This is a genomic window from Sulfitobacter sp. OXR-159 (genome assembly GCF_034377145.1).
Lineage (GTDB): Bacteria > Pseudomonadota > Alphaproteobacteria > Rhodobacterales > Rhodobacteraceae > Sulfitobacter.
Window position 1 is genome coordinate 88,482 of the sequence record NZ_CP139708.1, and the last position, 24,834, is coordinate 113,315.

Sequence of the window (24,834 nt, forward strand, 5' to 3'; positions counted from 1 at the left end):
CTAGGCCTTGCGCCGCAGCAGGAACGCCCGCGCGACATCGGCCAGCCCGGCCAGATGGCCGCGCCGTTCCAAAGTCTGCCGTGGCATGGCAAGGGGGGCAGCGGGTGGCTTCCAGGTCTCTGCCTCAACCGTCATTGCGGAGTAGGGGGTCGTCGCTTCTTGAAGGGTCATGCGTTGATCCATTGGTACACCCATGTCTCTGTAAGATTGCGGTCATATCCCGATAGAACTGCCTTGATCTCGACGATGGCGTCAGGCGCTGCACGTAGTTCCAGCACCAGCCGCCATTCGTCTCTGCCATCTACCCGGCTCAGGATCGCCTCGACGATTTCGCCGTTCTGCGCGCTGGCGATCGGCTGCAACTCTGCGTCGCTTGGCATATCGCTCAGTTGTCCGCCGGCGAAGTCGATGACGAATTTGCGGGTCTCGGTATCTGCCTCAACACCCGCAACCCCGCCGTGGCCCGAGCGCAGCCGCACCACGCGGCCAAGGGTCTGCGGGGTCGCGCCCGGTGGGTTCATCCCCCAGTGCATGCGGTAATCATAGGCCAATTCATCCCCGGCCCGGGTTTCGCCCTCGGGAATCCAATAGGCGACGATGTTGTCATTGCCCTCCAGATCGGAGGGGATTTCGACCAGTCGCACCGTGCCCTTGCCCCAGTCGCCCATGGGTTCGATCATCAGCGAGGGGCGCCGTTCGTAATGGGCCTGCGCATCGAGGTAATGCTCAAAGTCCCGGTTGCGCTGTGCCAGCCCGAAGGAGCGCGGGCTCTGCGCCCCGAAATAGGAACTCGCCAAACGCGGCGGATTGTTCAGCGGGCGGCAAAGGGTCGCATCCTTGCCCGCGTTCAGCACCAAGACTTCGCTGTCGTGAACCGAGGGACGGAAATCGTCAAAGCTGCCCTTGTCCGCGCCATTGTGCAGGAACATCGAAGTCAGCGGCGCGATGCCAAGTTGCTTGATGTCTTTGCGCAGGAACAGCCGCATGGTAACCTCGACGGTGGTGTCCTCGCCCGGTGTGATCACGAACCTATAGGCCCCGGTCACCGAGGGGCTGTCGAGTGCGGCATAGATCGTGGCGCTGCTATCGCTCGGTTCGGGGCGGCGCAGCCAGACCTCGCTGAAACGGGGGAACTCTTCGCCTTCGGGCAGGCCGGTATTGACGGCAAGGCCACGCGCGCTCAGTCCATAAAGCGTGTCTTTCCCCAGAGCGCGGAAATAGCTCGCGCCTTGGAAGACGATCAATTCATCGAAAATATCGGCGCGGTTGAGCGGGGTGTGCAGACGGAAACCGGCAACGCCCGGCATCTCGGCATTGGGGGGGATCGACTTGGCAAGCGCCGCGTCGTCATACTCAAAATCCGCGGTGGTAAAGCTCATGGGCTCGACCGTCTCGCCCCGGACCTCGTTGATCTTCACCGCTTCTTTGAACAGCCAGCCGGGGTGGAAGGCGTGCAACCTAAAGGTAACGCCCTTTTCCTGCCAGCGCGCCTGTTCGGGTCGGAATCGAATCCGTTGGTAAGCGTCGTAATCAAGATCGGCGAGGAATCCTTTTACCGGCTTCGGAGCCGCATAGGACGACTGCGCCAAGTCCCGCATGTCATTGACCAGATTGTCGAATGTGAAGGAGGCGGCAGGCACCTCTTGCGCGCGACCGCGCAGCGGCATCAGCGCGGCGGCAAAGGACGCGGCGGAGAGGGTCAGAAACTGACGCCGCTCTAATCCTTCGGTCCGCAATTTTTTCGATCGTGTAGTAGAAGAATTTGGCAAAACAATACCCCGAGAGACACGTTAAGAGTGTGCAATTTTTTCCCTATCTAATCCTTTCGGCGGCGCTGGAAACTTGATTCAGTAACTTTCAGCGGAATGCTGCAGAGCAGCGCGGAAAATCGCCTATCCGGGCTTTCCTTGCCGGGGTCTGCACAAAATTTTGCCCAGATTACCGTAGCATCGCCGCTTTTTTGTGACATTTGATCGTGCGCAGCGGCGCGGTCGGATGAGGCTTTGGGGCATGCCACGGCTCTCAACGCTCCAACCTCAGGCGGGGCCGGAGCGCGGGAGGGGGTCAAACTGCGTCGAGCCCGTTGGCCAACAGGCGCTCTAGGCTTTGCCTTTCCGCCTCCGTCAGGGGAATCCCCTTTGCGCGGGTTTCAGCGCGGGCCTTGAACCGGCGCTGCGAGGGCAGCCGCGCCCCTTGGCCCATGATCGCGGCAAAGAGCGTTTCCGCCCGCGCAAAGGGATCGCCGGAGCGGCCAGCGGCAAACTTTGCCGGGTCGAAGGCGATGATCAACTCACCATGCGCCGGCGCGAGGGTGAGAGAGCCCAAGGCGTCGCGCGCCTCTGGGCTGGTCAGGTCGCCGATCATCACCCCGGCGAGAAGTTCGATCATGGTGGAAATGGCGGATCCCTTATGTCCGCCAAAGGGCAGCATGGCCCCGGCAAGGGCGGCTTCGGGATCGGTTGTGGGCGCGCCGTCGGGCGCGACGGCCCAGCCTTCGGGCAGGGGCGTGCCCGCGCGGCGGTGAAGTTCGATCTCTCCTCGGGCGGCGACGCTGGTGGCGAAGTCGAAGACGTAAGGGTTGCCCTCTGCCCGTGGCCAGCCAAAGGCGAAAGGGTTGGTCCCCATCAAGGGGTCGGTGCCGCCCGACGGGGCCACGCTGGCATAGCTGGGGCACATCGCCATGGCGGCGAGGCCCATATCGGTCAACGTCTCAATCTCGGGCCAGAGGGCGGCGAAATGGGTGCAATCGTTGATCACCATGGCGGCGATCCCGGTCGTGCGGCAACGCTCTGCCAGCACCGGCGCGCCCGCGTCGAATGCAGCGTTGGAAAAGCCGCCGCCCGCATTTACGCGCACAATGGCGCTGTCATCTTGGTGCACCTGCGGCACCGCATCAGGCACCACTTTGCCCGCCTTGATCGTGCGCAGGCAGCCTTCGATCCGGTAGATGCCATGGGATTTGCAGGCATCGCCTTCGCCCGCAACGATCACCCGCGCGAGGGCGGCGGCATTCTGCGGCGACAGGCCCGCGCCTTGGAAAATCTGCAAGACAATTCCGTTTAGGGCGTCGTGGGACAGGGTCGTATCGGTCATCTGGATCCTCGCAGGGCTTGGGTTGCAATCATGCATACATCATGTATCCAGTTGCGCAGAGACGCAAGCTGACACCGGGCCGCGGCCCGCATGAAAGGAAAGACGATGGCCTTTACCCCCCATGGCAAACACCTGATCGCTGGCGAATGGATCGCCACCGACGACCGCTTTAGCTCTAGCCCTGCCCATGGGCCTGTGCATGACTTCTCGGTCGGGACGGTGGATTTGGTCGACCAAGCCTGCGAAGCCGCCGAAGCGGCGTTTTGGGACTTCGGCTATTCCAGCCGCGCCACCCGCGCTAAGTTTCTGAACGCCATCGCCGATGAGATCGACGCCCGCGGTGCCCAGATCACTGAGATCGGCAGCCAAGAAAGCGGCCTGCCCACAGCGCGTCTGGAAGGAGAGCGGGGCCGGACCGTCGGCCAGCTGCGCCTCTTTGCCGCGCATATCGAAAAGGGTGAGTATCTCGACCGCCGGTTTGATGGGGCGATGCCAGAGCGTCAGCCCGCCCCGCGCCCGGCGATCACCATGGTGCAACGCCCGATCGGCCCTGTCGCCGTCTTTGGCGCGTCGAACTTTCCGCTGGCATTCTCGGTTGCGGGTGGTGACACGGCGGCGGCGCTGGCGGCAGGCTGTCCGGTCGTGGTCAAAGGCCACTCCGCCCATCCCGGCACGGGTGAGATTGTTGCAGAAGCGATCCATGCGGCGGTTGAAAGCTGCGGCATACCGCGCGGGGTGTTTTCGCTGATCCAAGGCGGCAACCGCGCGGTTGGTCAGGCCGTGGTGCAGCATCCGCGGATCAAGGCCGTAGGTTTCACCGGCTCTCTCGCCGGGGGCCGGGCGCTGTTCGATCTCTGCGCCGCGCGGCCAGAGCCGATCCCCTTCTTTGGTGAGTTGGGATCGGTCAACCCGATGTTCATGCTCCCCGCCGCGATGGAGGCACGGGCCGAGGAACTGGGCAAAGGCTGGGCCGCGTCCCTGACCATGGGCGCAGGCCAGTTCTGCACCAATCCGGGCATTGCCGTGGTGATCGACGGGGCAGGGGCAGACGCCTTCGTGCAAAGTGCCGCCACCGCACTGCAAGACGTGGCCGAACAGGTCATGCTGACCGACGGCATCGCCGAAGCCTTCTGTGCGGGTCGCGACAAGTTCAAATCCGCGCCAAGCCTGCGCCAAGTACATGTGGCCGACAGCACTGGCCGCAACGCCGCCCCGGCCCTGTTCGAGACCACGGGCGCAGAGTTCAAAGCCAACCCGGCGCTGCATGAAGAGGTCTTTGGCCCGCTGGGGCTGGTGGTGCGGGTTGCTTCGCTGGAAGAGATGCGCGCACTGGCGGTTGAGCTGGACGGGCAGTTGACCATCACCCTGCATATGGATGACGCGGATGTTAAGGCCGCGCGGGTCTTGATGCCGGTGCTGGAACGCAAAGCCGGGCGTCTGTTGGCAAACGGCTTCCCCACCGGCGTCGAGGTGGTGGACTCCATGGTGCACGGCGGGCCATATCCGGCCAGCACCAACTTTGGCGCGACCAGCGTAGGTACCCTGTCGATCCGGCGTTTCCTGCGGCCTGTTTCCTATCAGAACCTGCCGGAGGCGCTTCTGCCCGAAGACGCGGCGAAGTGACACCAGACCGAGAAAGCCGGGCCGCGCGTCCGGCTTTCTCATTTCAGCCTGAAAAGGGAGCGGCTGCGGCTCTATCCCATCCCCAAACAACGACGATAGCGTCTCAATAGTTCAAAAATATGTCGACACACCGATAAAAGCTAAAAATACATATTGTATTTTTAATGAGGACATAGTTCCTTCATACCACCCCGTACCCCGCCCAGAGAGAGTCGGGGGCGACCAACCCAAGAGGGAGATATCTATGAAATTCACGCAACTCGCCGGGAGCCTCGTGGCTGCGACCGTGATCGGCACCGCCGCTCAGGCCGACAAACTGGACGACATCATTTCTTCGGGCACGCTGCGCTGCGCCGTGGTGCTGGACTTCCCGCCCATGGGCTCGCGCGATGACAGCAACACGCCCGTCGGCTTCGACGTGGATTACTGCAACGATCTGGCCGCAGCACTTGGTGTCGAGGCCGAGATCGTTGAGACGCCTTTCCCTGACCGTATCCCCGCGCTTGTTTCTGGCCGCGCGGATGTGGGTGTCGCCTCTACCTCCGACACGCTGGAGCGGGCGAAGACAGTCGGTTTTTCCGTCCCCTACTTCGCCTTTACCAACGTTGTGCTGACGCGCGAAGACGCAGGCGTCGACAGCTTTGAAAGCCTCAAGGGCAAAACCGTCGGCTCCGTCGCGGGCACGTTTGAGGCCATCGCGCTGGAAGAGCAGGTCGACGCATGGGACGAGGGCAGCTTCCGCTCCTATCAGAGCCAAGCTGATGTGTTCCTGTCGCTGTCCCAAGGCCAGATTGATGCGACGGTCGTGACCTCCACCGTGGCCTCCTCCATCGTTAACGGCGGCAAATTCGAAGGTCTGACCATCGCGGGCGATGCGCCCTTTGACGTGGACTATGTCGGTCTGATCGGCCTGCGTCAGGAATACGGCCTGCTGAACTATCTCGACCTCTTCGTGAACCAGCAGGTCCGTTCGGGCCGCTACCAGGAACTCTTTGACAAATGGGTCGGCGGCGACGCGCCCGACCTGACCATCGCTAAAGCCTATCGTTGATGGATGCGGGGGCCGCAGCTTGCGGCCCCCACTGCCGATAACCGCTGATCGGAGCAAGAGATGGGCAACTACACCTTTCAATGGCGACAGGCCTTTCGCGCTTTCCCAGAAATGCTGGAAGGCGCGCTGGTTACGCTGCAAATATCGATCCTGTCGATGCTCATCGGCGTAACGATCGCCGTGCTGCTGGCCGTAGGCCGCGATGCCAAGTCGCGCTGGCTGCGTGCTCCTGCGACCGCATGGGTCGAAGTGGCACGTAACACACCCGCGCTTTTCCAAATTTACATGGCGCATTTCGGGCTTGGGTCTTTCGGGATTTACCTCAGCCCCTATGCCGCATTGCTGGCCGGGATCGCGTTTAACAATGCAGGCTACCTGTGCGAGACGTTCCGCGGCGCGATGCGGGCCATTCCGGACACGCAGCTGCGCGCCGGTCGGTCACTGGGCATGGGGCAAGCAAAAGCGTTTCGCCTGATCATCGTGCCGCAGATGTTCCGCATCTCGTTTCTGCCAACCACAAACCAGATGATCTGGGCGATCCTGATGACCTCACTGGGGGTCACGGTGGGGCTGAATTCGGATCTCGCCGGGGTGACGCAAGACCTCAACGCGCGCAGCTTCCGGACCTTTGAATTCTTCGCACTGGCGGCAGTGATCTACTACGTGATCGCCAAAGCCGTGATGCTCGGTGCACGGCTTCTGGCCGCCCGCCTGTTTCGCTACTGAAGGAAGAGAATAGATGTTTGATACGGCTCTGACCTTCAACGACCTGTTGTTCATGCTCAAAGGCGCAGGCGTGACGCTATCGGTCACCGCCTTTGCGGTGGTGGGCGGCACGCTGCTTGGCGTCTTCTTCGGGGTACTGCGCAGCCAGATCAGCCCTTGGGCGGCCCTGCCGCTGACCTTTGTGCTGGATATCTTCCGCTCGGTTCCGCTGCTGATCCAGCTGATCCTCGCCAACGCTTTTCAGGCCATCGCGGGCTGGGGGATTTCCCCCTTCGTGACCTCCTGCATCGTGCTGGCGCTTTATACCTCGGCCTATTGCACCGAGATCGTGCGCGGCGCGATTGAGGCGGTGCCTTCGGTCACCCGCCGTGCGGCGCGTTCGCTTGGCATGACATGGGGCCAAGACCTCACGCAGATCGTCTTTCCCATGGCGCTGCGGGTGGGCCTGCCCAGTTGGATCGGCCTCACGCTTGGCGTGATGAAAGACAGCGCGCTGGTGATGTGGCTTGGCATCATCGAACTGCTGCGCGCCTCACAGATTCTGGTGACACGCCTGCAAGAGCCGATGTTCATCCTGCTCGTGACGGGTGCGATCTATTTCGCGCTCAGTTTCCCCATTGCCCGGCTTGGCAGCCGCTTGGAAAAAAGGTGGCAAGAAAATGATTGAGATTGAAAACGTCCATAAGTCCTTTGGTGCGCTTAAGGTGCTCAAGGGCATCGACCTGACCGTGCAGAAGGGCGAGGTCGTCTCGGTGATCGGCGGCTCTGGTTCGGGCAAATCGACGCTTTTGACCTGCATCAACGGGTTGGAGCCGATCGACAAGGGCCGCATCGTCGTAGACGGGACCGAGGTTCACGCCCGCGACACCGACCTGAACAAGCTGCGCCGCAAGATCGGCATCGTGTTCCAGCAGTTCAACGCCTTCCCGCATCTGACGGTGCTGGAAAACGTCACGCTTGCCCCGCGCAAGGTCAAAGGTATGGGCCGCAAAGAAGCCGAAGAGATCGCGGTGCAGCAGCTTTCGCATGTGGGGCTGGCCGACAAGCTGGGCGTCTACCCCAGCCGCCTGTCGGGCGGGCAGCAACAGCGGATGGCGATTGCGCGTGCATTGGCGATGTCGCCCGATTACATTCTCTTTGACGAGGTGACCTCGGCGCTCGACCCGCAGCTGGTGGGCGAGGTGCTCGATACGCTCAAATTGCTGGCAGATGAAGGGATGACGATGATCTGTGTCACCCATGAGATGAGTTTCGCACGCGATGTGTCGGACCGGGTGGCGTTCTTTCACAAGGGCGTCATGGCCGAGATCGGCGCGCCGGATCAAATCTTTGGCGATCCGCAGCAAGAAGAGACCCGTCAATTCCTGTCGAGCGTCCGGTAATGAACCAAACCCCGGTGACGGTTGTCGGCGCGGGCGTGGTGGGCCTGTCCATCGCGCTGGCGCTTCAGGCGCGCGGGCTGCCCGTGCGGGTGATCGACCGCGAAGGTCCGGCAGCGGGCGCCTCGGCGGGCAATGCGGGCGCCTTTGCCTTTACCGAGATCCTACCGCTCGCCTCACCCCGGATGATCCGACAGGCGCCGAAGTGGCTGCTTGATCCGCTGGGGCCGCTGTCGGTACCGCCGCGCTACGCCGCGCGGATCGCGCCGTGGATGTGGCGGTTTTGGAAAGCGAGTTGGCCCGCGCAGGTCCGTGCCTCGACCGTGGCGCAGACGGCGCTGATGAAGCTCTCGCAGGCCGCGCTCGACCCGCATCTGGAGTTGAGCGGCCTGGCCCATATGCTGCGCCATGACGGCCAGTTGCAGGTCTATGAAAGCGAGGCCGAGTTTCGCGCCTCGCTCCCCGGCTGGCAGGCCCGCGAAGAGGCGGGGATCGCCTTCAACCATCTCAAGGGCGATGAAATCGCGGCCTATCAGCCCGGTCTTGCGCTTTCTTTCACCCATGCGACCTTTACCCCGGAATGGCAGTCGATCTCGGACCCGCGCGACTATGTGTTGGCGATGGCCGAGCGTTTTCGCGCAGGGGGCGGTGAGATCACGATCACCCGCGCCGAACGTCTCGTCGCGGGCGGGGTCGAGACCTCAGATGGCTTCATACCGGGCCGCGTGGTGCTGGCCGCAGGGGCGCATTCGCATCACTTGGCCCGCACCGCTGGCGTAAAAATTCCGCTGGAAACCGAGCGCGGTTATAACACGACACTGCCTGCAGGCGCGTTTGATCTAAAACGACAGATCACCTTCGGCGGCCATGGCTTTGTCATCAGCAAAGTCGGCGACGGCCTGCGCGTCGGCGGGGCGGTGGAACTGGGCGGGCTAGACCTGCCGCCGAACTTTGCCCGCGCCGATGCGATGCTGAAAAAGGCCAAGCGCTTCCTGCCGGGGCTCGATACCTCGGGCGGCACGCAGTGGATGGGTTTCCGCCCCTCGCTCCCCGACAGCCTGCCTGCCATCGGGGCATTGCCAAACCGCCCGGATGTCTTCTGCGCCTTCGGCCACGGCCATCTCGGCCTCACGCAATCCGCGGGCACCGCCGCCATCATCGCGAACCTGTTGACCGGCCAAGACCCCAGCATCGATCTGACCCCCTTCTCTCCCGCGCGTTTTTAGAGGCTGACATGACGCAACACACATTTCCTTGTATCGACGGCCATACCTGCGGCAATCCGGTACGGCTCGTCACCGGCGGCGCGCCACTGCTTAAGGGCGCGAACATGCTGGAAAAGCGCGCGCATTTTCTGGCGGAATACGACTGGATTCGCACCGGTCTGATGTTCGAGCCGCGCGGCCATGACCAGATGTCCGGCGCGATCCTTTACCCGCCAACGCGCGACGACTGCGACATCGCCGTGCTCTTCATCGAAACCTCAGGCTGCCTGCCGATGTGCGGCCATGGCACCATCGGCACCGTCACCATCGCGCTGGAAAACGGGTTGGTCACGCCCGCCACCCCCGGACAGTTGCGCCTTGAGACCCCCGCCGGGCGGGTCGATGTGACCTACCGCCAAGAGGGGCGTTTCGTCGAAGAAGTACGGCTGACCAATGTGCCCGCCTTCCTCCATTCCGAAGGGCTGACGGCCGAGGTCGACGGATTGGGCGAAGTGGTGGTCGACGTGGCTTATGGCGGGAACTTCTATGCCATCGTCGAGCCGCAGAAGAATTTTCGCGACATGGCGGATTTTTCGGTTTCCGAGCTGGTCGGTCTCAGCCCCAAACTCCGCGCGGCACTCAATGCGAAATACGAATTCATCCACCCCGAACACCCGGCGATCAACGGGTTGAGCCACATCCTTTGGACCGGTGCCGCCCAAGCGCCCGAGGCCCACGCCCGCAACGCGGTCTTCTACGGCGACAAGGCGATCGACCGCTCCCCCTGCGGCACCGGCACCTCGGCGCGGATGGCTCAGCTTGCGGCCAAGGGGAAGCTGAAGGTGGGCGACGACTTCGTGCATGAATCCATCATCGGGTCGATGTTCAAGGGCCGCGTCGAAGCGGCGGCGGAGGTGGCGGGAAAGCCCGCGATCATCCCCTCTATCGCAGGTTGGGCGCGGGTCACCGGCTTTAACACCATCTTTATCGACGAGCGCGACCCCTTCGCGCATGGCTTTGTCGTCACCTGACTTGGAAAGGCTCCCCATGGCGCAAATTATCGTTCCCGCCGAGGCCAAAGGCGCGGTGCTCGCATCCTCCGAGGGGCTGAGTTTCTGGGGTGGCGTCGATCCGGCCAGCGGCAAGGTCATCGACGCGCATCACCCGCTGTGCGGTCAGTCGCTGGCGGGGAAGATCGTGTTGATGCCCACCAGCCGGGGGTCTTGCACCGGCAGTGGCGTGCTGTTGGAACTGGCGCTGAATGGCCATGCCCCTGCTGCCCTCGTGTTTCGCGAGGCCGAAGACATCCTGACCTTGGGGGCGCTGATCGCGGGCAAAATGTTCGACAAGCCGCTCGCGGTACTGCGCCTCGGCGCAAAGGACTACGACCTGCTCGCCAAAGCGCGCAGCGCGCGGATTACGCCGGAGATGCTGAGCACGGATGAGTGGGTTCTGCCCCTGTCGGACAAGCCCGCCCGCGATCTGCATCTCACCGCTGAGGATCAAGCAATGCTGGACGGAGCCCACGGCCCGGCCGTGCAACTGGCGATGGAGATCACCTGCACCATGGCGCGCGGGCAGGGGGCCGAGCGGCTGGTCGACGTGACGCGCGTGCATATCGACGGCTGCATCTACGCCAGCCCCGCCAACCTGCTTTTTGCGCAGACCATGGCCGATATGGGATCACAGGTGCGCGTGCCGACCACGATGAACGCGATCTCGGTCGATCACGGCAATTGGCGCGCCCAAGGCGTGCCGCCAGATTTCGGCCTGCCCGCCAGCCGTCTGGCCGACGCCTATGTTACCATGGGCGCGCGGCCCAGTTTTACCTGCGCGCCCTACCAACTGCCCGCCCCGCCCGAGCGTGGCGAGTTCATCGCGTGGTCGGAATCCAACGCGGTGATCTATGCCAATAGCGTGCTTGGCGCGCGGACGGTGAAACATCCCGACTTCCTCGATCTCTGCATAGCGCTCACGGCGCGCGCGCCGCTCTCGGGGGTCTATCTGGATGAACACCGCGCCCCACGCCGTGTGATCGATGTGACATTGCCCGCGCAATATGACGAGGCGATTTGGCCGATGCTCGGCTGGCTGGCGGGGCAGGCAGCGCCAGACCGGAGCCCGCTGCTGCGCGGGCTGGAAACCGCTGCGCCGAACGAGGATGACCTCAAAGCGCTCTGCGCCGCCTTTGGCACCACCTCCGCCGCGCCGATGCTGCATGTGGCTGGCGTCACGCCCGAAGCCGATCTGCCCCCCGTGGCTAAGGCCGATACGCTGCGCATCACGCCCCAAGACCTGCGCCGTGTCTGGCGGCAATTCAACGCGGGGCCTGCGCAGGTCGATCTCGTGGCCTTCGGCAGCCCGCATTTCTCGCTCGCGGAATGCCGAGCTTTGGATGCGGCTCTGGCCGGGCGAAAACGTCACCCAGACACGGCGGTTATCGTCACCCTTGGGCATGACACGCTCACGGCGGCGCGCGACGACGGCACCGTGGCGCGGCTCGAAGCAGCAGGGGTGCAGGTCGTGCCCGACATCTGCTGGTGCTCGATTTCCGAGCCGGTCTTCCCGCCCTCGGCCAAGGTGTTGATGACCAACTCGGGCAAATACGCCCATTACGCTCCGGGCCTTTCGGGCCGTGCGGTGCGCTTTGGCAGTATCGCCGATTGCGTGGAGGCCGCCGTGACCGGGCAGGCCGGAGAGGCTTTGCCGAAATGGCTGGCCGAAGAGGAAACAAACGATGCGTAGCAGCAAGACCATTCACGTCATTTCCGCCCATGCGGAGGGCGAGGTCGGCGATGTGATCGTCGGCGGTGTCACCCCGCCCCCCGGCGACACGCTCTGGGAGCAAAGCCGTTGGATCGCGCGGGACCAGACGCTGCGCAACTTCGTGCTGAACGAGCCGCGCGGCGGGGTGTTTCGCCATGTGAACCTGCTCGTCCCGCCGAAAGACCCGCGCGCCGATGCGGCCTTTATCATCATGGAGCCGGAGGACACGCCGCCGATGTCGGGCTCCAACTCGATCTGCGTGTCGACTGTCCTGCTGGACGGGGGGATCCTGCCGATGACGGAACCGGTGACGGAGCTAACGCTCGAAGCGCCGGGCGGGCTGGTGACGGTCCGCGCGGAATGTCGCAATGGCAAGGCGGAGCGTATTTTCGTGCAGAACCTGCCGAGCTTCGCCGCCCGGTTGGATGTGCCGCTTGAGGTCGAAGGGCTGGGCAGGCTCACCGTCGATACCGCCTATGGCGGCGACAGTTTCGTGGTCGTCAACGCCGCCGCGATGGGGTTTTCACTGGAGGCGCATGAGGCCCATGATATCGCCCGCCTTGGCGTGCGGATCACCAATGCCGCGAATGCCGCGATCCGGTTTGAGCACCCCGAGAACCCCGATTGGCAGCATTTCTCATTTTGCCTTTTTGCCGGGCCAGTCACCCGCGACGCGACCGGTCTGCGCGCCGGGGCGGCGGTGGCGATCCAGCCCGGCAAGGTGGACCGTTCGCCCACTGGCACCGCACTCTGCGCGCGGATGGCCCTGCTGCACGCGCGGGGGGAAATGGGGCTGGAGGACAGTCTGACCACCGTGTCGCTGATCGGTTCGACCTTCACAGGGCGGATCTTGGGCGAGACGCGCGTGGGCGATCATCCGGCGATCCTTCCCGAACTCTCTGGGCGGGGCTGGGTCACAGGCATCCACCAGCACATGCTAGACCCCGATGACCCGTGGCCCGGCGGCTACCGACTGTCCGACACTTGGGGGGCACGCGGTTAGGCGCCCATCCCTTTCGACCCCCGATCCCCCGGCCAGAGCGGGGTCGGGGCGCGGGGTGGATATGCGCCGCGCTACCGCCGCGCCGCCTCGGCGCGAAGCCGCGGTCCTTGGCTGACGCGAGGCAACGTCTTGCATGCGCTCTTCGTTTTCGATTGATTACTTTTCAATCAGAACACGAACTTTCAATCAACGGAGAGTCACCATGAAGCTACGCACCACACTTGCATCCTCCGCATTGGCGCTCGGCCTTGCGTTTCAGGCCCAAGCCGCCGATGTCCCCGAGGGTGTGAACCTTGCCGAAGATCAAAGCTATACCTTCTGGCTGCTTGACGCGATCAAGTCGATGGACCCGCAGATCAACACCGATGTCGAAGGTTCGGACGTGCTGCGCAACCTCTTTGAAGGGCTTTATAACGAAGACGGCAATGGCGAACTGGTCCCCGGTGTGGCGCTTGACCACGAAGTCTCCGAAGACGGCAAGACCTACACCTTCAACCTGCGCAAAGACGCCAAATGGTCCAATGGCGAGCCGGTCACGGCCAATGATTTCGTCTATTCTTGGCGCCGTTTGGCGGACCCGGCGACCGCGTCGGAATACGCATGGTATATGGAGTTGATGCAGGTCGAAAACGCGCCTGAGATCATCGCCGGGGACAAGTCGCCCGAGGAATTGGGCATCCAAGCCGTCGACGACCACACGCTTGAGGTCAAGATCACCACGCCGCTGCCCTATTTCCCGCAGATGCTGGTGCATGGGTCGACCTTCCCCGTGCTGCAAAGCGTGGTGGAAGAGCATGGCGACGATTGGACCGATGCGGGCACGCTCATCGGCAACGGCGCTTATAAACTGGTCGAGCATCAGTTGGGCGAACGTGTCGTGATGGAGAAGAACGACACCTATTGGGACGCCGCCAATGTCGTGATGGAGAAGATCACCGCGCTCACGATCAATGACGTGAACCAAGCGCTGACCCGCTATCTGGCTGGTGAGTTGGACCGCGTGGATATCCCCGCCGGTCAATACCCGCGTCTGAAGAAAGAGTACCCCGAACAGGCGGTCTCAACCCCCTATAACTGCTCCTATATCTACATGCTGAACGTAGGGGAAAAGGGCCCCGAGGCGCTGAAAAACGTCAATGTGCGCAAAGCGTTGGCCTATGCCATCGACCGCGACATCATTGTCGAGCGTATCCTGCAAGGCGGTCAGAAGCCGTCGTACAACTGGACCCACTGGGCGATCGCCGATTTCGAGCGTCCCGAGTTGGATTGGGCCGACAATATGGATCAGGCGCAGCGCGTGGAAAAGGCCAAAGAACTGTTGGCCGAGGCGGGATATGGCCCCGACAACCCGCTGGACCTGACGCTGCAGTACAACACATCGGAAGATCACAAAAAGATCGCCATTGCGGCCTCGCAGATGCTCAAACAGATCGGCGTGAACCTCACGCTCGACAACTATGAGTGGAAGGTCCACACCGACCGCATGCAAAACCAAGACTACGACATGGCGCGTTACGCTTGGTGCGGCGACTACAACGAGGCCTCGACTTACCTTGATCTGCTGACGTCATATTCGGGTCACAACAACGGCGAGTTCTACAATGACGCTTATGACAAGCTCATGAAGGACAGCAAAACCGCCGAAGACCCGCAGCCGCTTTACAAAGACGCGGAGCGTATCTTGGCCGAGGAAATGCCGATCATCCCGATTTACCACTACGCCAACGTCGACATGATCGCGGAAGACATCGAAGGTCTGCCCGAGAATAACGTGAACAACACGTGGTACGGCAAGGACCTCTATCGTACCGCCGAGTAACCTCTCGACATTCGGGCAGCCCGGCGGTTAAGGCACGGGCTGCCCGATTCTATTCTACACCCCCCACAAACCCCGTATTCGGAGCGCGCGCCTCTTGCTCAGTTACATCCTCAAGCGCCTTGCGATTGCGATCCCGACACTTTTGGTGTTGATCGTGATTTCCTTCCTGCTGATGCATTCTGCGCCCGGTGGCCCCTTCACCTCGGAACGCGAGTTGCCGCCGCAGGTGCTGGCCAACCTCAACGCGAAATACGGGCTGGATGATCCGCTGTGGAAGCAGATCGGTAGCTATGTCTGGGGCATCGTGACCGAGTTCGATTTCGGGCCGAGCTTTGTTTACAAAGACCGTTCGGTGAATGAGATCATCGCCCAAGGTTTCCCGATTACGCTGACCTATGGGCTGTTGTCCTTTGCTGTCGCAGTGATCGTCGGCGTTGGCCTTGGCGTGGCCGCAGCGGTCCGGCACAACTCGCTGCTCGATTATGTCGCGGTTGGCGTCTCTATCGGGGCGCAGGTGCTGCCGAATTTCGTTATGGCGCCGATCTTGGTGCTGGTCTTTACCCTTTGGCTCGGCTGGCTGCCGGGCGGTGGTTGGCAGGGGCCGGAATATTGGATCATGCCGGTGATCGCGCTGTCGACGTCTTTCATGGCGTCCATCGCGCGGATCACGCGCTCGTCGATGCTCGAAGTGCTGACCTCCAACCACATCCGCACCGCGCGCGCCAAGGGGCTGCCCGAACGCCGGGTGATCCTGCGCCATGCGCTGAAACCCGCGATGTTGCCGGTGATTTCCTATCTCGGGCCGGCTTTCGTGGCCATGATCACTGGCTCTGTGGTGGTCGATATCTATTTCTCCACTGGCGGCATTGGCAAGGCTTTCGTCGATTCAGCGCTCAACCGCGACTACGCGGTGATGATGGGGGTGACGATCCTCGTGGGCGCGCTGACCATCTTCTTTAACCTCGTGGTCGATATCCTCTACGGGTGGATCGACCCCAAGATCCGGTACTGACATGGTGATGACATCCGAACAACGGGTCGAGGCCAGTGAGATCGCAGGCAAGGGCCGCTCGCCTTGGGCCGATGCGCGGCGGCGGTTCTTTCGCAACAAGGCGGCGCTGATGGGGCTGGTGATCCTCGGCTTCGTCGTAGCCTTCGCGCTTTTTGGCAACAGCTTTGCGCGATGGTCGAACGAGGAATTGGACTACAACGTCATGGGCCAGATCGTCGAATTGGGTGGGCCGTCGATTGAAAGCGGCCATTACTTTGGCACCGACGATCTGGGGCGCGATTTGTTCGCCCGCACCGTGCAAGGCACGCAGATCAGCCTCGCGGTGGGCCTTGTCGGCGCGTTGATTGCCTGTGTGGTCGGCACGCTTTACGGCGCGGTAGCGGGCTACTTCGGTGGGCGCACCGACAGCATCATGATGCGGCTCGTCGATATCTTCATGGCCGTGCCTTACATGTTCGTGCTGATCCTGCTCTTGGTCATGTATGGCCGCTCGATCACCATCCTTTTTGCAGGCGTCGGACTGATCTCTTGGATGGAGATGGCCCGCATCGTGCGCGGCCAGACGCTGACCATCAAGGGCCGCGAGTTTGTCGAGGCCGCCCGCGCCACCGGCGTCTCGGCCCCGGTCATCATCCTGCGCCATATCGTACCCAACCTCTTGGGCGTGATCGCGGTTTACGCCACGCTGCTGGTCCCGCTGATGATCCTGACGGAAAGCTTCATTTCGTTCCTCGGGCTTGGCATTCAAGAGCCGCTCACCTCCCTCGGGGCGCTGATCTCCGAAGGGGCGGGCACCATCGCCTATGGCACCACTTGGCAGTTGGGTTTCCCGCTGCTGTTCTTCTGTCTCACGCTCTTTGGCCTGTTCTTTATCGGCGACGGATTGCGTGACGCCCTCGACCCCAAGGATCGCTGATGTCTCTGCTGGAAATCGACAAGCTCTCTGTCGCCTTCGACGGCGAAGATGGCCCCGTGCATGCGGTCAACGACCTGTCGCTGTCGATCAGCCGGGGTGAGACCTTGGGCATCGTCGGCGAAAGCGGCTCGGGCAAGAGCCAGACCGCCTTCTCAATCATGGGGCTGCTTGCGCCGAATGGGCGCACGGGCGGGTCGGTGCGCTTTGACGGGCAGGAGATTTTGGGCGCGAAGCCGAAGGTGCTGAACAAACTGCGGGCTGAGCGGATCGCGATGATCTTTCAAGATCCGATGACTTCGCTCAATCCCTATATGCGCATCGCCGACCAGATGACCGAGGTGCTGACCCTGCACAAAGGCATGTCCAAACGCGACGCACTGGCGGAGTCGGTGCGGATGCTCGACGCGGTGAAGATCCCCGCAGCCAAGGAGCGCATCCGCCTCTTCCCGCACGAGTTCTCCGGCGGGATGCGCCAGCGGGTGATGATCGCCATGTCGCTGCTGTGCAAACCCGACCTGCTGATCGCGGATGAGCCGACCACCGCGCTCGACGTGACGGTGCAGGCGCAGATCATGGACCTGCTGGGTGATCTGCAAAAGGATTTCGGCATGGCCACGATCCTCATCACCCATGACCTTGGCGTCGTCGCGGGGTTCTGCGAGCGGGTGCTGGTGATGTACGGTGGCCGCGTGATGGAGCAGGGCCCGACCGAGCCGCTTTTTGCGCAACCGACGCACCCCTACACCCGTGGCCTTCTGGCTGCCGTGCCGCGGGTCGATGACCAAGACGCCACCATGAAGGCGATCCCCGGCAACCCGCCCAACATGGCCGCGCCGCCCCAAGGCTGCCCGTTCCGCCCACGCTGCACCTACGCCGGCGAGGATTGCCGCGTGATGCCGCCCCTTGCGCCTTTTGCCGAAGGCCGCGCCCGTGCCTGCCACCGCCCGATTGCGGAGGTCACCGCATGAGCCCGCTTCTCTCAGTGCGCGACCTCCACGTGCGTTTCCCCATCACCCGCGCTGGCGACATGCCTTGGATGAAACCGCGCTATCTGCACGCGGTGAACGGGGTGAGCTTTGATCTGGAGCCGGGCAAAACGCTTGGCGTGGTTGGCGAATCCGGCTGTGGTAAATCCACCCTCGCGCGGGGCTTGATCCAAATGGTCCCGGCGACGGGGCAGGTGAACTGGCGCGGAGAGACGGACCTGCTGTCACTCTCCCCCCGGCAGATGAAACCCTACCGTTCTGAGATCCAGATGGTGTTTCAAGACCCTCTGGCCTCGCTCAACCCCCGCATGACGCTGGGCCAGATTATCGCAGAGCCGCTGCGCACGCACCGGCCCGAGATCTCTGCCAAGGAACGCCGCGCCCGTGTCGCGCAGATGATGAAGCGCGTGGGTCTGCTGCCGCAGATGATCAACCGCTACCCGCATGAGTTCTCGGGCGGCCAGTGCCAACGCATCGGCATCGCCCGTGCCCTGATCGTAGAGCCGAAGTTGCTGATCTGCGATGAGCCGGTCTCGGCGCTTGATGTGTCGATCCAAGCGCAGGTGATTGAGTTGCTGAAGGAGCTGCAGCGCGATCTGGGGCTGGCGATGATCTTTATCGCCCATGACCTCAGCGTGGTGAAGAACATTTCGGACGAGGTCATGGTGCTCTATCTGGGCCGCATCATGGAAAAGGCCCCCAAGGCGCAGCTCTACGACAACCCGCAGCACCCCTATACGCAGGCGTTGCTTTCGGCAGTGCCGATCCCCGATCCCGTGGCCGAACGCGCCAAGCAGATCGTGCCGATGACGGGCGATATGCCCTCTCCGATGAACCCGCCCTCGGGCTGTGTTTTCCGGGGCCGCTGTCCGCGCGCGCAGGCCGATTGCGCTGAAGTGGTGCCAGAGCCGGGACGGGGCGCGCATCAGGTAGCCTGCATTCACCCCGGCCCGATGCAGGAAAATGAAGTGGCCGTAGGGCGCTGACGCCCTTCTGCTGATTTAAATCCCTTTACAATAACGCTTTACCTGCTGCCTCGGAGCCCTGCGGCGGCTTTGCATTCTGCAAAAATGATATACGTCTATCAAAAATGATTGACGTATATCAAAATATCCTCATAGATAGGGTCAAGACGCGCCGCTTGGGAGGGTTGTTGCGATGGGGGAGGGATCATGACAAGTCCAACGCTGAGCGATGTCGCACGCGCTGCCGGGGTGAGCTATGCCACCGCGGACCGGGTGATCAACAACCGCGGCAATGTGGCCGACAAGTCCATCGCCAAGGTGCGCGAGGCGGTCACCTCTCTTGGCTATGTGCGCAATGTCGCGGCGGCCAACCTGTCGCGCGGTCGGATCTACCGGCTCGCGTTTTTGATCCCCCGCGGCTCCAACGCTTTCTTCAACCGTATCCGCCAGCACATCGACCACGCCGCCGCCCATCACGTCAGCGAGCGTGTGACCGCCGAGGTGATCGAGGTCGCAGCCTTCGCGGTGGAAGGGCTGCAAGACAGTATCTCGGCCCTGCTTGAGCGTGATTTTGACGGTGTCGCCATCGTCGGGCTGCAAAGCGCTGCGCTTGAGGCACCTTTGGCCGAATTGCGCGCCAAAGGGGTGGCTGTGGTGGGCCTTGTCTCCGACCTGCCCCACGCCGCCCGCGCGGCCTATATCGGCATCGACAATATCGCCGCCGGGCGCACTGCCGGGCGGATGGTGGGCCTTGCCCATGGCGGGCAAGGCGGGCAGGTACAGACCTTTGCAGGCTCGCTCGACGCGCGTGACCACGCGGAGCGCCTTGCCGGATTTCGCGAAGTGCTCAACGCTGATTTTCCGCAGGTTTCGGTGCTCGACCCGATCATGACCAAGGACGATGCGCAGGTGCTTCAGGCGCAGACGCAAGAGGTCCTGACCCAGCAAGGGCTGACGGCGCTTTACAACGTTGGCGCGGGCAACAGCGGCCTGATCGCCGCCCTTCGCGGCGGGCAGGGGACACGCCCCTTTTGCGTGGTGCATGAGCTTGTCGCCCATTCCCGCCAAGCACTGATGGAGCGGCAGATTGATCTGGTCATCGACCAGCGGCCTGACGTGGAAATCAACCGCGCGTTCACCGTGCTGCGCGCCCTGATTGACGCGAAAGACCTGCCGCCGATGCCGGAACTCGTGCCGACGATTTATGTGCGGGACAATCTGCCCGCCGACGCTTTGACCGATCAGATGAAGGCCCAAGATACATGAGTGATTTCTTTAAAGATATTAAGCCCCTGTCCTATGACCCAGAAGGGTCTGACCTGACCTTTCGCCACTACAATCCTGACGAAGTGGTCATGGGCAAACGGATGGAAGACCACCTGCGCTTTGCTTTGGCCTATTGGCATTCCTTTGCGTGGCCCGGCGGCGATCCCTTCGGCGGCCAGACATTTGACCGCCCGTGGTTTGGCGAGACGATGGACATGGCACGCCTCAAGGCCGATGTGGCGTTTGAGATGTTCGATCTGCTGAACGCGCCTTTCTTCTGCTGGCACGATGCCGACATCCGCCCCGAAGGCGATACATTCGCCGAGAGCCTGCGTAATTTCGAAGAGATCATCGACTACTTCGGCACCAAGATGGAAAGCTCCAAGACCAAGCTGCTTTGGGGCACCGCGAACCTCTTTGGTCACCGCCGCTTTATGTCGGGCGCGGCCACCAACCCCGACCCGGAGGTCTTTGCCTGGTCCGCGGCGACGGTCAAAGCCTGTATGGATGCGACCCACAAGCTGGACGGCCGGAACTATGTGCTTTGGGGCGGGCGCGAGGGCTATGAAACCCTGCTGAACACCGACCTGAAACGCGAACGCCAGCAGGCCGGACGGTTCTTGCAGATGGCGGTGGAGTACAAACACAAGATCGGCTTCAAAGGTGCCATTCTGGTGGAGCCGAAGCCGCAGGAGCCCACCAAACACCAGTATGATTTCGATGTCGCGACCGTCTATGGTTTCCTTAAGGAGTTCGGGCTGGAGGGCGAGGTTCAGATGAACATCGAACAGGGCCACGCGATCCTTGCGGGCCATTCGTTCGAACATGAATTGGCGCTGGCGTCCTCTCTGGGGATCTTCGGCTCCATCGACATGAACCGCAACGACTATCAATCGGGCTGGGACACGGACCAGTTCCCCAACAACGTCCCCGAGGTCGCGCTGGCCTATTACGAGGTGCTCAAAGCGGGCGGGTTCACCACCGGCGGCACCAACTTCGACGCCAAGCTGCGGCGGCAATCGCTTGACCCGATCGATCTGGTCGCGGCCCATGCAGGCGCGATGGATGTCTGCGCGCGGGGCTTCAAAGCCGCCGTCGCGATGTTGGAGGATGGCACGCTCGAGGCCATGCGCGATGAACGCTACGCGGGCTGGGAGAGCCCCAACGCCAAGGCCATGCTGGAGGGGGATCTGGCCAGCATCGCGGCGCAGGTTGCCAAAGACGGCATCAATCCGCAGCCCCGCTCGGGCCGGCAGGAAATTCTGGAGAATATCGTAAATCGCTTCGTGTAAGCGAGGAGGGAGGACCACCATGAAAACGATCAAGGGACCAGCGCTGTTTCTGGCGCAGTTTGCAGGCGACGAAGCGCCGTTTAATTCTTGGGACAGCATCACCAAATGGGCTGCCGATTGTGGCTATAAGGGTGTGCAGGTGCCCAGTTGGGACGCACGGCTGATCGACTTGGCCAAAGCGGCGTCAAGCAAGGATTACTGCGATGAGTTCAAGGGCAAGGCAGTCGAGAACGGCGTAGAGGTCACCGAACTTTCGACCCACCTTCAGGGCCAGTTGGTCGCGGTGCACCCGGCCTATGACACTGCCTTTGACGGCTTCGCAGTAGAGGAAGTGCGCGGCAACCCCAAGGCGCGTCAGGAATGGGCCGTCGAGCAGGTAAAGATGGCGCTTTCGGCGTCCAAGAATATGGGGATTGGCGCACATGCGACCTTCTCGGGCGCGCTGGCGTGGCCTTATGTCTACCCATGGCCACAGCGCCCTGCGGGGCTGATCGAGACCGCCTTTGATGAGTTGGCCGCGCGTTGGCTGCCGATCCTGAACCACGCCGAAGACAGCGGCGTCGATGTCTGCTATGAGATCCACCCCGGCGAAGACCTGCATGACGGCATCACCTATGAGATGTTCTTGGAGCGCACGGGCAATCACGCGCGGGCCAATATGCTTTATGATCCCAGCCACTATGTGCTGCAATGCCTTGATTATATTGATAACATCGACATCTACAAGGACCGGATCAAGATGTTCCATGTCAAGGATGCGGAGTTCAATCCCACCGGGCGGCAAGGGGTCTATTCGGGCTACCAAAGCTGGACGGACCGCGCCGGGCGGTTCCGGTCTTTGGGCGATGGTCAGGTTGATTTCGGCGCGGTCTTTTCCAAAATGGCGGCGAATGATTTCGATGGCTGGGCCGTGGTGGAATGGGAATGCTGCCTAAAACACCCCGAAGACGGCGCGCGCGAGGGGGCGCAGTTCGTCTCAGATCACATCATCCGCGTAACCGACAAAGCCTTTGACGATTTCGCCGATGGCGGCACCGATGAGGCGGCAAACCGCAAGATGCTGGGGATCGACTGATGGCACGTATTCGACTTGGCATGGTGGGCGGCGGCAATGACGCCTTTATCGGCGGGGTGCACCGCATCGCCTCGCGCATCGACGACCGGTTCGATCTGGTCGCAGGCGCGCTGTCTTCGACCCCTGAAAAATCCGCTGCCAGTGCAGAGGCTTTGGGCATCCCACGCTCCTACGGCAGTTTCGAAGAGATGGCCGAGGCCGAAGCCGCCCGCGACGACGGGATTGAGGCGGTTTCGATCGTGACGCCTAACCACGTGCACGCCGCCGCAGCCCAAGCATTCTTGGCCAAGGGCATCCATGTGATCTGCGACAAGCCGCTGACCTCCACGCTTGAGGATGCGGAGGCGTTGGCGGCCAGCGTCGCGGAGGCCGAGGCGCTTTTCATCCTCACCCATAACTACACCGGCTACCCCATGATCCGCCAAGCGCGGGCCATGGTGGCGGCGGGTGATCTGGGCGATATTCGCATCGTTCAGGCAGAGTACCCGCAGGATTGGCTAACCGCGCCGATGGAGAACGAAGGCGTCAAACAAGCCGAATGGCGCACCGATCCCGCACGCTCTGGCGCGGGCGGCTCGGTGGGGGACATCGGCACCCATGCCCATAACCTTGCGTGCTTTGTCAGCGGTCTGCAGGTCGAAAGCCTTGCCGCAGATCTGCAAAGCTGGGGCAAGGGGCGAAAGCTCGACGACAACGCGCATATGATGCTGCGTTTTGCGGGCGGCGCGCGCGGCATGCTGTGGTCAAGCCAAGTGGCCCCCGGTAACGAAAACGCGCTGAAGCTGCGGGTTTATGGGGAAAAAGGCGGTCTGGAGTGGTCGCAGGAGGACCCGAACTACCTGTGGTTCACGCCATTGGGAGAGCCGAAACGCCTGATTACCCGCAACGGGGCCGGAACATCAGAAGCCTCGCAGTCGGTGAGTCGCATTCCCGGTGGCCACCCCGAAGGCTACCTCGAAGGGTTCGCCACAATCTATAATGAGGCCGCCGATGCGATCCGTGCGGTGCAGGGCGGGGCGACCCGCGAAAGCGCCATGGGCGTGCTGCCCGGCATCACTGCGGGCATGGCGGGGATGCGTTTCATCAACGCCTGTGTCACCTCCTCGGCCAATGATGCGGCGTGGACCAAGCTATGAGCGCCACCCCCGTTCTTGCCCTGCGCGACGTGAGCAAGAGCTTCGGCTCGATCGAAGTGCTGCATGGCGTGACCCTCGCGCTGGAGCCGGGGACCGTTCATGCGCTCATTGGTGAGAACGGGGCGGGCAAGTCCACCACGATGAAGATCATGGCGGGCTATCAACTGCCCAGCAAGGGCGATGTGCAACTCGACGGCGCGCCGGTGCGGTTCAACAGCCTGCACGAAGGCGAGATGGCGGGGATCGTGATGATCCACCAAGAGTTCAATCTGGCCGAACAGCTGACCGTTGAGCAAAACATCTTTCTGGGCCGCGAGTTGAAACGCGGGCCACTGCTCGACAAGGCCGAGATGCGGCGGCGCACGCGGGACTATCTTGATCGGGTGGCCTGCAACGTTTCTCCGGATGCGCTGGTGTCGCGCCTGTCCAACTCCGACAAACAGATGGTCGAAATCGCCAAAGCCCTGTCGCGCGATGCGCGGGTGTTGATCATGGATGAGCCGACGGCGGTGCTGACCAAACGCGAGACCGATGTGCTGTTTAAACAGGTCGCGGCGCTGCGCGCGGCGGGCACGGCAGTTCTGTTCACCTCGCATAAATTGGACGAAGTGGCCGAGATCTCGGACCATGTGACCATCATGCGTGACGGGGCAGTGGTGCATTCGGGGCCAAGCTCGGACATCACCGAAGACGAGATGGCCACCGCTATGGTGGGCCGGGATGTGTCGGACCTCTATCCGCCAAAACCCGGCGTGGCACAGGGCGCGCCAGAGGTGCTCTCGGTCGAAAACCTCAGCGTGCCGGGCTTTGCCAGAAACGTCTCCTTTTCGTTGCGGCAGGGCGAAATTTTGGGTGTCGGCGGGCTCATCGGCTCGGGCCGGACCGAAGTGATGGAAGGGCTGGCGGGGCTGCGCCCGGCGACGTTCGATCGTGTCACCCTCTTTGGGGAGCCGGTGCAGTTCAAGAAGCCGAGCGACGCGCAGCAGGAGGGGCTTTGCTACCTCACCGAAGACCGCAAGCTGCGCGGGCTGCTGTTGGAACGCGGCATGCGAGAAAACCTAACGCTGCAGAACCTGCATAAATTCGGCGGTTTCCTGATCGACCGAGGCGCCGAGGAAACGGCGCTGACCCATGCGATCAGCGAATTCGACATTCGCGCAGGCAGCCGTGATGTGCGCGTCGGCAATATGTCGGGTGGCAACCAGCAGAAACTGCTGCTGGCCAAGATCATGCTCTCTGAGCCGCGCATCCTGATCGTCGATGAACCCACACGCGGCATCGACATCGGTACCAAGCAGCAAATCTATGCCTTCCTGCGCAAACTGGCCGATCAGGGTCATGCGATCATCGTGATCACCTCTGAAATGCCCGAACTCATCGGCCTTGCCGACCGTGTGATGGTCATGCGGCTGGGCGAGGTCAGCGGCACGCTGAACGCGGGTGAAATCACGGAAGACGCGATTGTGCGCCTCTCGATGGGGCTGAGCGCCGAACAAATGCCGATGACGGCCTAAGGAAACT

General features: G+C 62.5%; 22 protein-coding genes. 19 read left to right on the top strand and 3 right to left on the bottom strand.

The window, feature by feature from the left end; genetic code table 11:
- From T8A63_RS18360 to T8A63_RS18370, 3 genes are all read right to left on the bottom strand, one after another.
- Positions 1-171 (bottom strand): hypothetical protein, encoded by a 171-nt coding sequence (locus T8A63_RS18360; protein ID WP_322346051.1) that lies wholly within the window; start codon positions 169-171, stop codon positions 1-3.
- A complete protein-coding gene (locus tag T8A63_RS18365; protein WP_322346090.1) occupies positions 168-1,667 on the bottom strand; it encodes a glucan biosynthesis protein G in 1,500 nt (499 codons plus the stop codon). Before T8A63_RS18365 ends, T8A63_RS18360 begins: the two co-directional genes overlap by 4 nt.
- A 397-nt stretch (positions 1,668-2,064) precedes the next feature.
- Positions 2,065-3,093 (bottom strand): Ldh family oxidoreductase, encoded by a 1,029-nt coding sequence (locus T8A63_RS18370; protein ID WP_322346053.1) that lies wholly within the window; start codon positions 3,091-3,093, stop codon positions 2,065-2,067.
- A 105-nt stretch (positions 3,094-3,198) separates the two neighbouring features.
- Here T8A63_RS18370 and T8A63_RS18375 point away from each other — a divergent pair, with 105 nt between their 5' ends.
- The 19 genes from T8A63_RS18375 (at position 3,199) to T8A63_RS18465 (ending at position 24,827) form a co-directional block, all read left to right on the top strand.
- Positions 3,199-4,716 (top strand): aldehyde dehydrogenase (NADP(+)), encoded by a 1,518-nt coding sequence (locus T8A63_RS18375; RefSeq protein ID WP_322346054.1) that lies wholly within the window; start codon positions 3,199-3,201, stop codon positions 4,714-4,716.
- A gap of 244 nt (positions 4,717-4,960) precedes the next feature.
- Positions 4,961-5,767, top strand: a complete 807-nt coding sequence (locus T8A63_RS18380; RefSeq protein WP_067624957.1) for a transporter substrate-binding domain-containing protein — start codon at positions 4,961-4,963, stop codon at positions 5,765-5,767.
- A gap of 60 nt (positions 5,768-5,827) precedes the next feature.
- On the top strand, positions 5,828-6,493 hold the full coding sequence (locus T8A63_RS18385; RefSeq protein ID WP_067624959.1) for an amino acid ABC transporter permease: 666 nt from the start codon (positions 5,828-5,830) through the stop codon (positions 6,491-6,493).
- A gap of 13 nt (positions 6,494-6,506) precedes the next feature.
- Positions 6,507-7,160, top strand: a complete 654-nt coding sequence (locus T8A63_RS18390) for an amino acid ABC transporter permease (RefSeq protein WP_067260889.1) — start codon at positions 6,507-6,509, stop codon at positions 7,158-7,160.
- Complete coding sequence (locus tag T8A63_RS18395) at positions 7,153-7,875, top strand: amino acid ABC transporter ATP-binding protein (RefSeq protein ID WP_322346057.1); 723 nt, start codon at positions 7,153-7,155, stop codon at positions 7,873-7,875. The genes T8A63_RS18390 and T8A63_RS18395 overlap by 8 nt, the downstream gene beginning before the upstream one ends.
- A complete protein-coding gene (locus tag T8A63_RS18400; protein WP_322346058.1) occupies positions 7,875-9,098 on the top strand; it encodes an NAD(P)/FAD-dependent oxidoreductase in 1,224 nt (407 codons plus the stop codon). Before T8A63_RS18395 ends, T8A63_RS18400 begins: the two co-directional genes overlap by 1 nt.
- A gap of 8 nt (positions 9,099-9,106) precedes the next feature.
- On the top strand, positions 9,107-10,108 hold the full coding sequence (locus tag T8A63_RS18405) for a 4-hydroxyproline epimerase (protein WP_300052934.1): 1,002 nt from the start codon (positions 9,107-9,109) through the stop codon (positions 10,106-10,108).
- 16 nt (positions 10,109-10,124) lie between these two features.
- Complete coding sequence (locus T8A63_RS18410; protein WP_322346061.1) at positions 10,125-11,822, top strand: aconitase family protein; 1,698 nt, start codon at positions 10,125-10,127, stop codon at positions 11,820-11,822.
- Positions 11,815-12,846, top strand: a complete 1,032-nt coding sequence (locus T8A63_RS18415; protein ID WP_322346063.1) for a trans-3-hydroxy-L-proline dehydratase — start codon at positions 11,815-11,817, stop codon at positions 12,844-12,846. The genes T8A63_RS18410 and T8A63_RS18415 overlap by 8 nt, the downstream gene beginning before the upstream one ends.
- Positions 12,847-13,048: 202 nt before the next feature.
- Positions 13,049-14,665, top strand: a complete 1,617-nt coding sequence (locus T8A63_RS18420; RefSeq protein WP_322346065.1) for a peptide ABC transporter substrate-binding protein — start codon at positions 13,049-13,051, stop codon at positions 14,663-14,665.
- Between the two features lie 94 nt (positions 14,666-14,759).
- Positions 14,760-15,677: an oligopeptide ABC transporter permease OppB gene (gene oppB / locus T8A63_RS18425; RefSeq protein WP_067625840.1), complete on the top strand. Its 918-nt coding sequence runs from the start codon at positions 14,760-14,762 to the stop codon at positions 15,675-15,677.
- A gap of 1 nt (position 15,678) precedes the next feature.
- Positions 15,679-16,593: an ABC transporter permease gene (locus T8A63_RS18430; RefSeq protein WP_322346067.1), complete on the top strand. Its 915-nt coding sequence runs from the start codon at positions 15,679-15,681 to the stop codon at positions 16,591-16,593.
- Positions 16,593-17,561: an oligopeptide/dipeptide ABC transporter ATP-binding protein gene (locus T8A63_RS18435; protein WP_322346069.1), complete on the top strand. Its 969-nt coding sequence runs from the start codon at positions 16,593-16,595 to the stop codon at positions 17,559-17,561. The genes T8A63_RS18430 and T8A63_RS18435 overlap by 1 nt, the downstream gene beginning before the upstream one ends.
- The gene (locus T8A63_RS18440; RefSeq protein ID WP_322346070.1) at positions 17,558-18,565 is read left to right on the top strand and encodes an oligopeptide/dipeptide ABC transporter ATP-binding protein; all 1,008 of its coding nucleotides are present in this window, start codon (positions 17,558-17,560) and stop codon (positions 18,563-18,565) included. Before T8A63_RS18435 ends, T8A63_RS18440 begins: the two co-directional genes overlap by 4 nt.
- Before the next feature lie 186 nt (positions 18,566-18,751).
- On the top strand, positions 18,752-19,810 hold the full coding sequence (locus tag T8A63_RS18445; RefSeq protein WP_322346072.1) for a LacI family DNA-binding transcriptional regulator: 1,059 nt from the start codon (positions 18,752-18,754) through the stop codon (positions 19,808-19,810).
- Positions 19,807-21,102, top strand: a complete 1,296-nt coding sequence (xylA, locus tag T8A63_RS18450) for a xylose isomerase (RefSeq protein ID WP_322346075.1) — start codon at positions 19,807-19,809, stop codon at positions 21,100-21,102. Before T8A63_RS18445 ends, xylA begins: the two co-directional genes overlap by 4 nt.
- A gap of 19 nt (positions 21,103-21,121) precedes the next feature.
- The gene (locus tag T8A63_RS18455; protein ID WP_322346077.1) at positions 21,122-22,177 is read left to right on the top strand and encodes a sugar phosphate isomerase/epimerase; all 1,056 of its coding nucleotides are present in this window, start codon (positions 21,122-21,124) and stop codon (positions 22,175-22,177) included.
- Positions 22,177-23,313 carry a Gfo/Idh/MocA family protein gene (locus T8A63_RS18460; RefSeq protein WP_067915841.1) on the top strand — a complete coding sequence of 379 codons (1,137 nt, stop codon included), beginning with the start codon at positions 22,177-22,179 and terminating at the stop codon, positions 23,311-23,313. Before T8A63_RS18455 ends, T8A63_RS18460 begins: the two co-directional genes overlap by 1 nt.
- The gene (locus T8A63_RS18465) at positions 23,310-24,827 is read left to right on the top strand and encodes a sugar ABC transporter ATP-binding protein (RefSeq protein WP_322346079.1); all 1,518 of its coding nucleotides are present in this window, start codon (positions 23,310-23,312) and stop codon (positions 24,825-24,827) included. Before T8A63_RS18460 ends, T8A63_RS18465 begins: the two co-directional genes overlap by 4 nt.
- Positions 24,828-24,834: the final 7 nt, after the last annotated feature.

What these genes read in the sequence shown, in the direction of transcription:
- T8A63_RS18365 (WP_322346090.1), bottom strand. Translation starts at nt 1,667, where the DNA reads ATGCCGCTGCGCGGTCGCGCGCAAGAGGTGCCTGCCGCCTCCTTCACA.
- T8A63_RS18440 (WP_322346070.1), top strand. Translation starts at nt 17,558, where the DNA reads ATGAGCCCGCTTCTCTCAGTGCGCGACCTCCACGTGCGTTTCCCCATC.
- T8A63_RS18430 (WP_322346067.1), top strand. Translation starts at nt 15,679, where the DNA reads ATGGTGATGACATCCGAACAACGGGTCGAGGCCAGTGAGATCGCAGGC.
- T8A63_RS18400 (WP_322346058.1), top strand. Translation starts at nt 7,875, where the DNA reads ATGAACCAAACCCCGGTGACGGTTGTCGGCGCGGGCGTGGTGGGCCTG.
- T8A63_RS18380 (WP_067624957.1), top strand. Translation starts at nt 4,961, where the DNA reads ATGAAATTCACGCAACTCGCCGGGAGCCTCGTGGCTGCGACCGTGATC.
- T8A63_RS18390 (WP_067260889.1), top strand. Translation starts at nt 6,507, where the DNA reads ATGTTTGATACGGCTCTGACCTTCAACGACCTGTTGTTCATGCTCAAA.
- T8A63_RS18375 (WP_322346054.1), top strand. Translation starts at nt 3,199, where the DNA reads ATGGCCTTTACCCCCCATGGCAAACACCTGATCGCTGGCGAATGGATC.
- T8A63_RS18360 (WP_322346051.1), bottom strand. Translation starts at nt 171, where the DNA reads ATGACCCTTCAAGAAGCGACGACCCCCTACTCCGCAATGACGGTTGAG.
- T8A63_RS18445 (WP_322346072.1), top strand. Translation starts at nt 18,752, where the DNA reads ATGACAAGTCCAACGCTGAGCGATGTCGCACGCGCTGCCGGGGTGAGC.
- T8A63_RS18410 (WP_322346061.1), top strand. Translation starts at nt 10,125, where the DNA reads ATGGCGCAAATTATCGTTCCCGCCGAGGCCAAAGGCGCGGTGCTCGCA.
- T8A63_RS18405 (WP_300052934.1), top strand. Translation starts at nt 9,107, where the DNA reads ATGACGCAACACACATTTCCTTGTATCGACGGCCATACCTGCGGCAAT.
- T8A63_RS18465 (WP_322346079.1), top strand. Translation starts at nt 23,310, where the DNA reads ATGAGCGCCACCCCCGTTCTTGCCCTGCGCGACGTGAGCAAGAGCTTC.
- T8A63_RS18370 (WP_322346053.1), bottom strand. Translation starts at nt 3,093, where the DNA reads ATGACCGATACGACCCTGTCCCACGACGCCCTAAACGGAATTGTCTTG.
- xylA (WP_322346075.1), top strand. Translation starts at nt 19,807, where the DNA reads ATGAGTGATTTCTTTAAAGATATTAAGCCCCTGTCCTATGACCCAGAA.
- T8A63_RS18455 (WP_322346077.1), top strand. Translation starts at nt 21,122, where the DNA reads ATGAAAACGATCAAGGGACCAGCGCTGTTTCTGGCGCAGTTTGCAGGC.
- T8A63_RS18385 (WP_067624959.1), top strand. Translation starts at nt 5,828, where the DNA reads ATGGGCAACTACACCTTTCAATGGCGACAGGCCTTTCGCGCTTTCCCA.
- T8A63_RS18415 (WP_322346063.1), top strand. Translation starts at nt 11,815, where the DNA reads ATGCGTAGCAGCAAGACCATTCACGTCATTTCCGCCCATGCGGAGGGC.
- T8A63_RS18460 (WP_067915841.1), top strand. Translation starts at nt 22,177, where the DNA reads ATGGCACGTATTCGACTTGGCATGGTGGGCGGCGGCAATGACGCCTTT.
- T8A63_RS18420 (WP_322346065.1), top strand. Translation starts at nt 13,049, where the DNA reads ATGAAGCTACGCACCACACTTGCATCCTCCGCATTGGCGCTCGGCCTT.
- T8A63_RS18395 (WP_322346057.1), top strand. Translation starts at nt 7,153, where the DNA reads ATGATTGAGATTGAAAACGTCCATAAGTCCTTTGGTGCGCTTAAGGTG.
- T8A63_RS18435 (WP_322346069.1), top strand. Translation starts at nt 16,593, where the DNA reads ATGTCTCTGCTGGAAATCGACAAGCTCTCTGTCGCCTTCGACGGCGAA.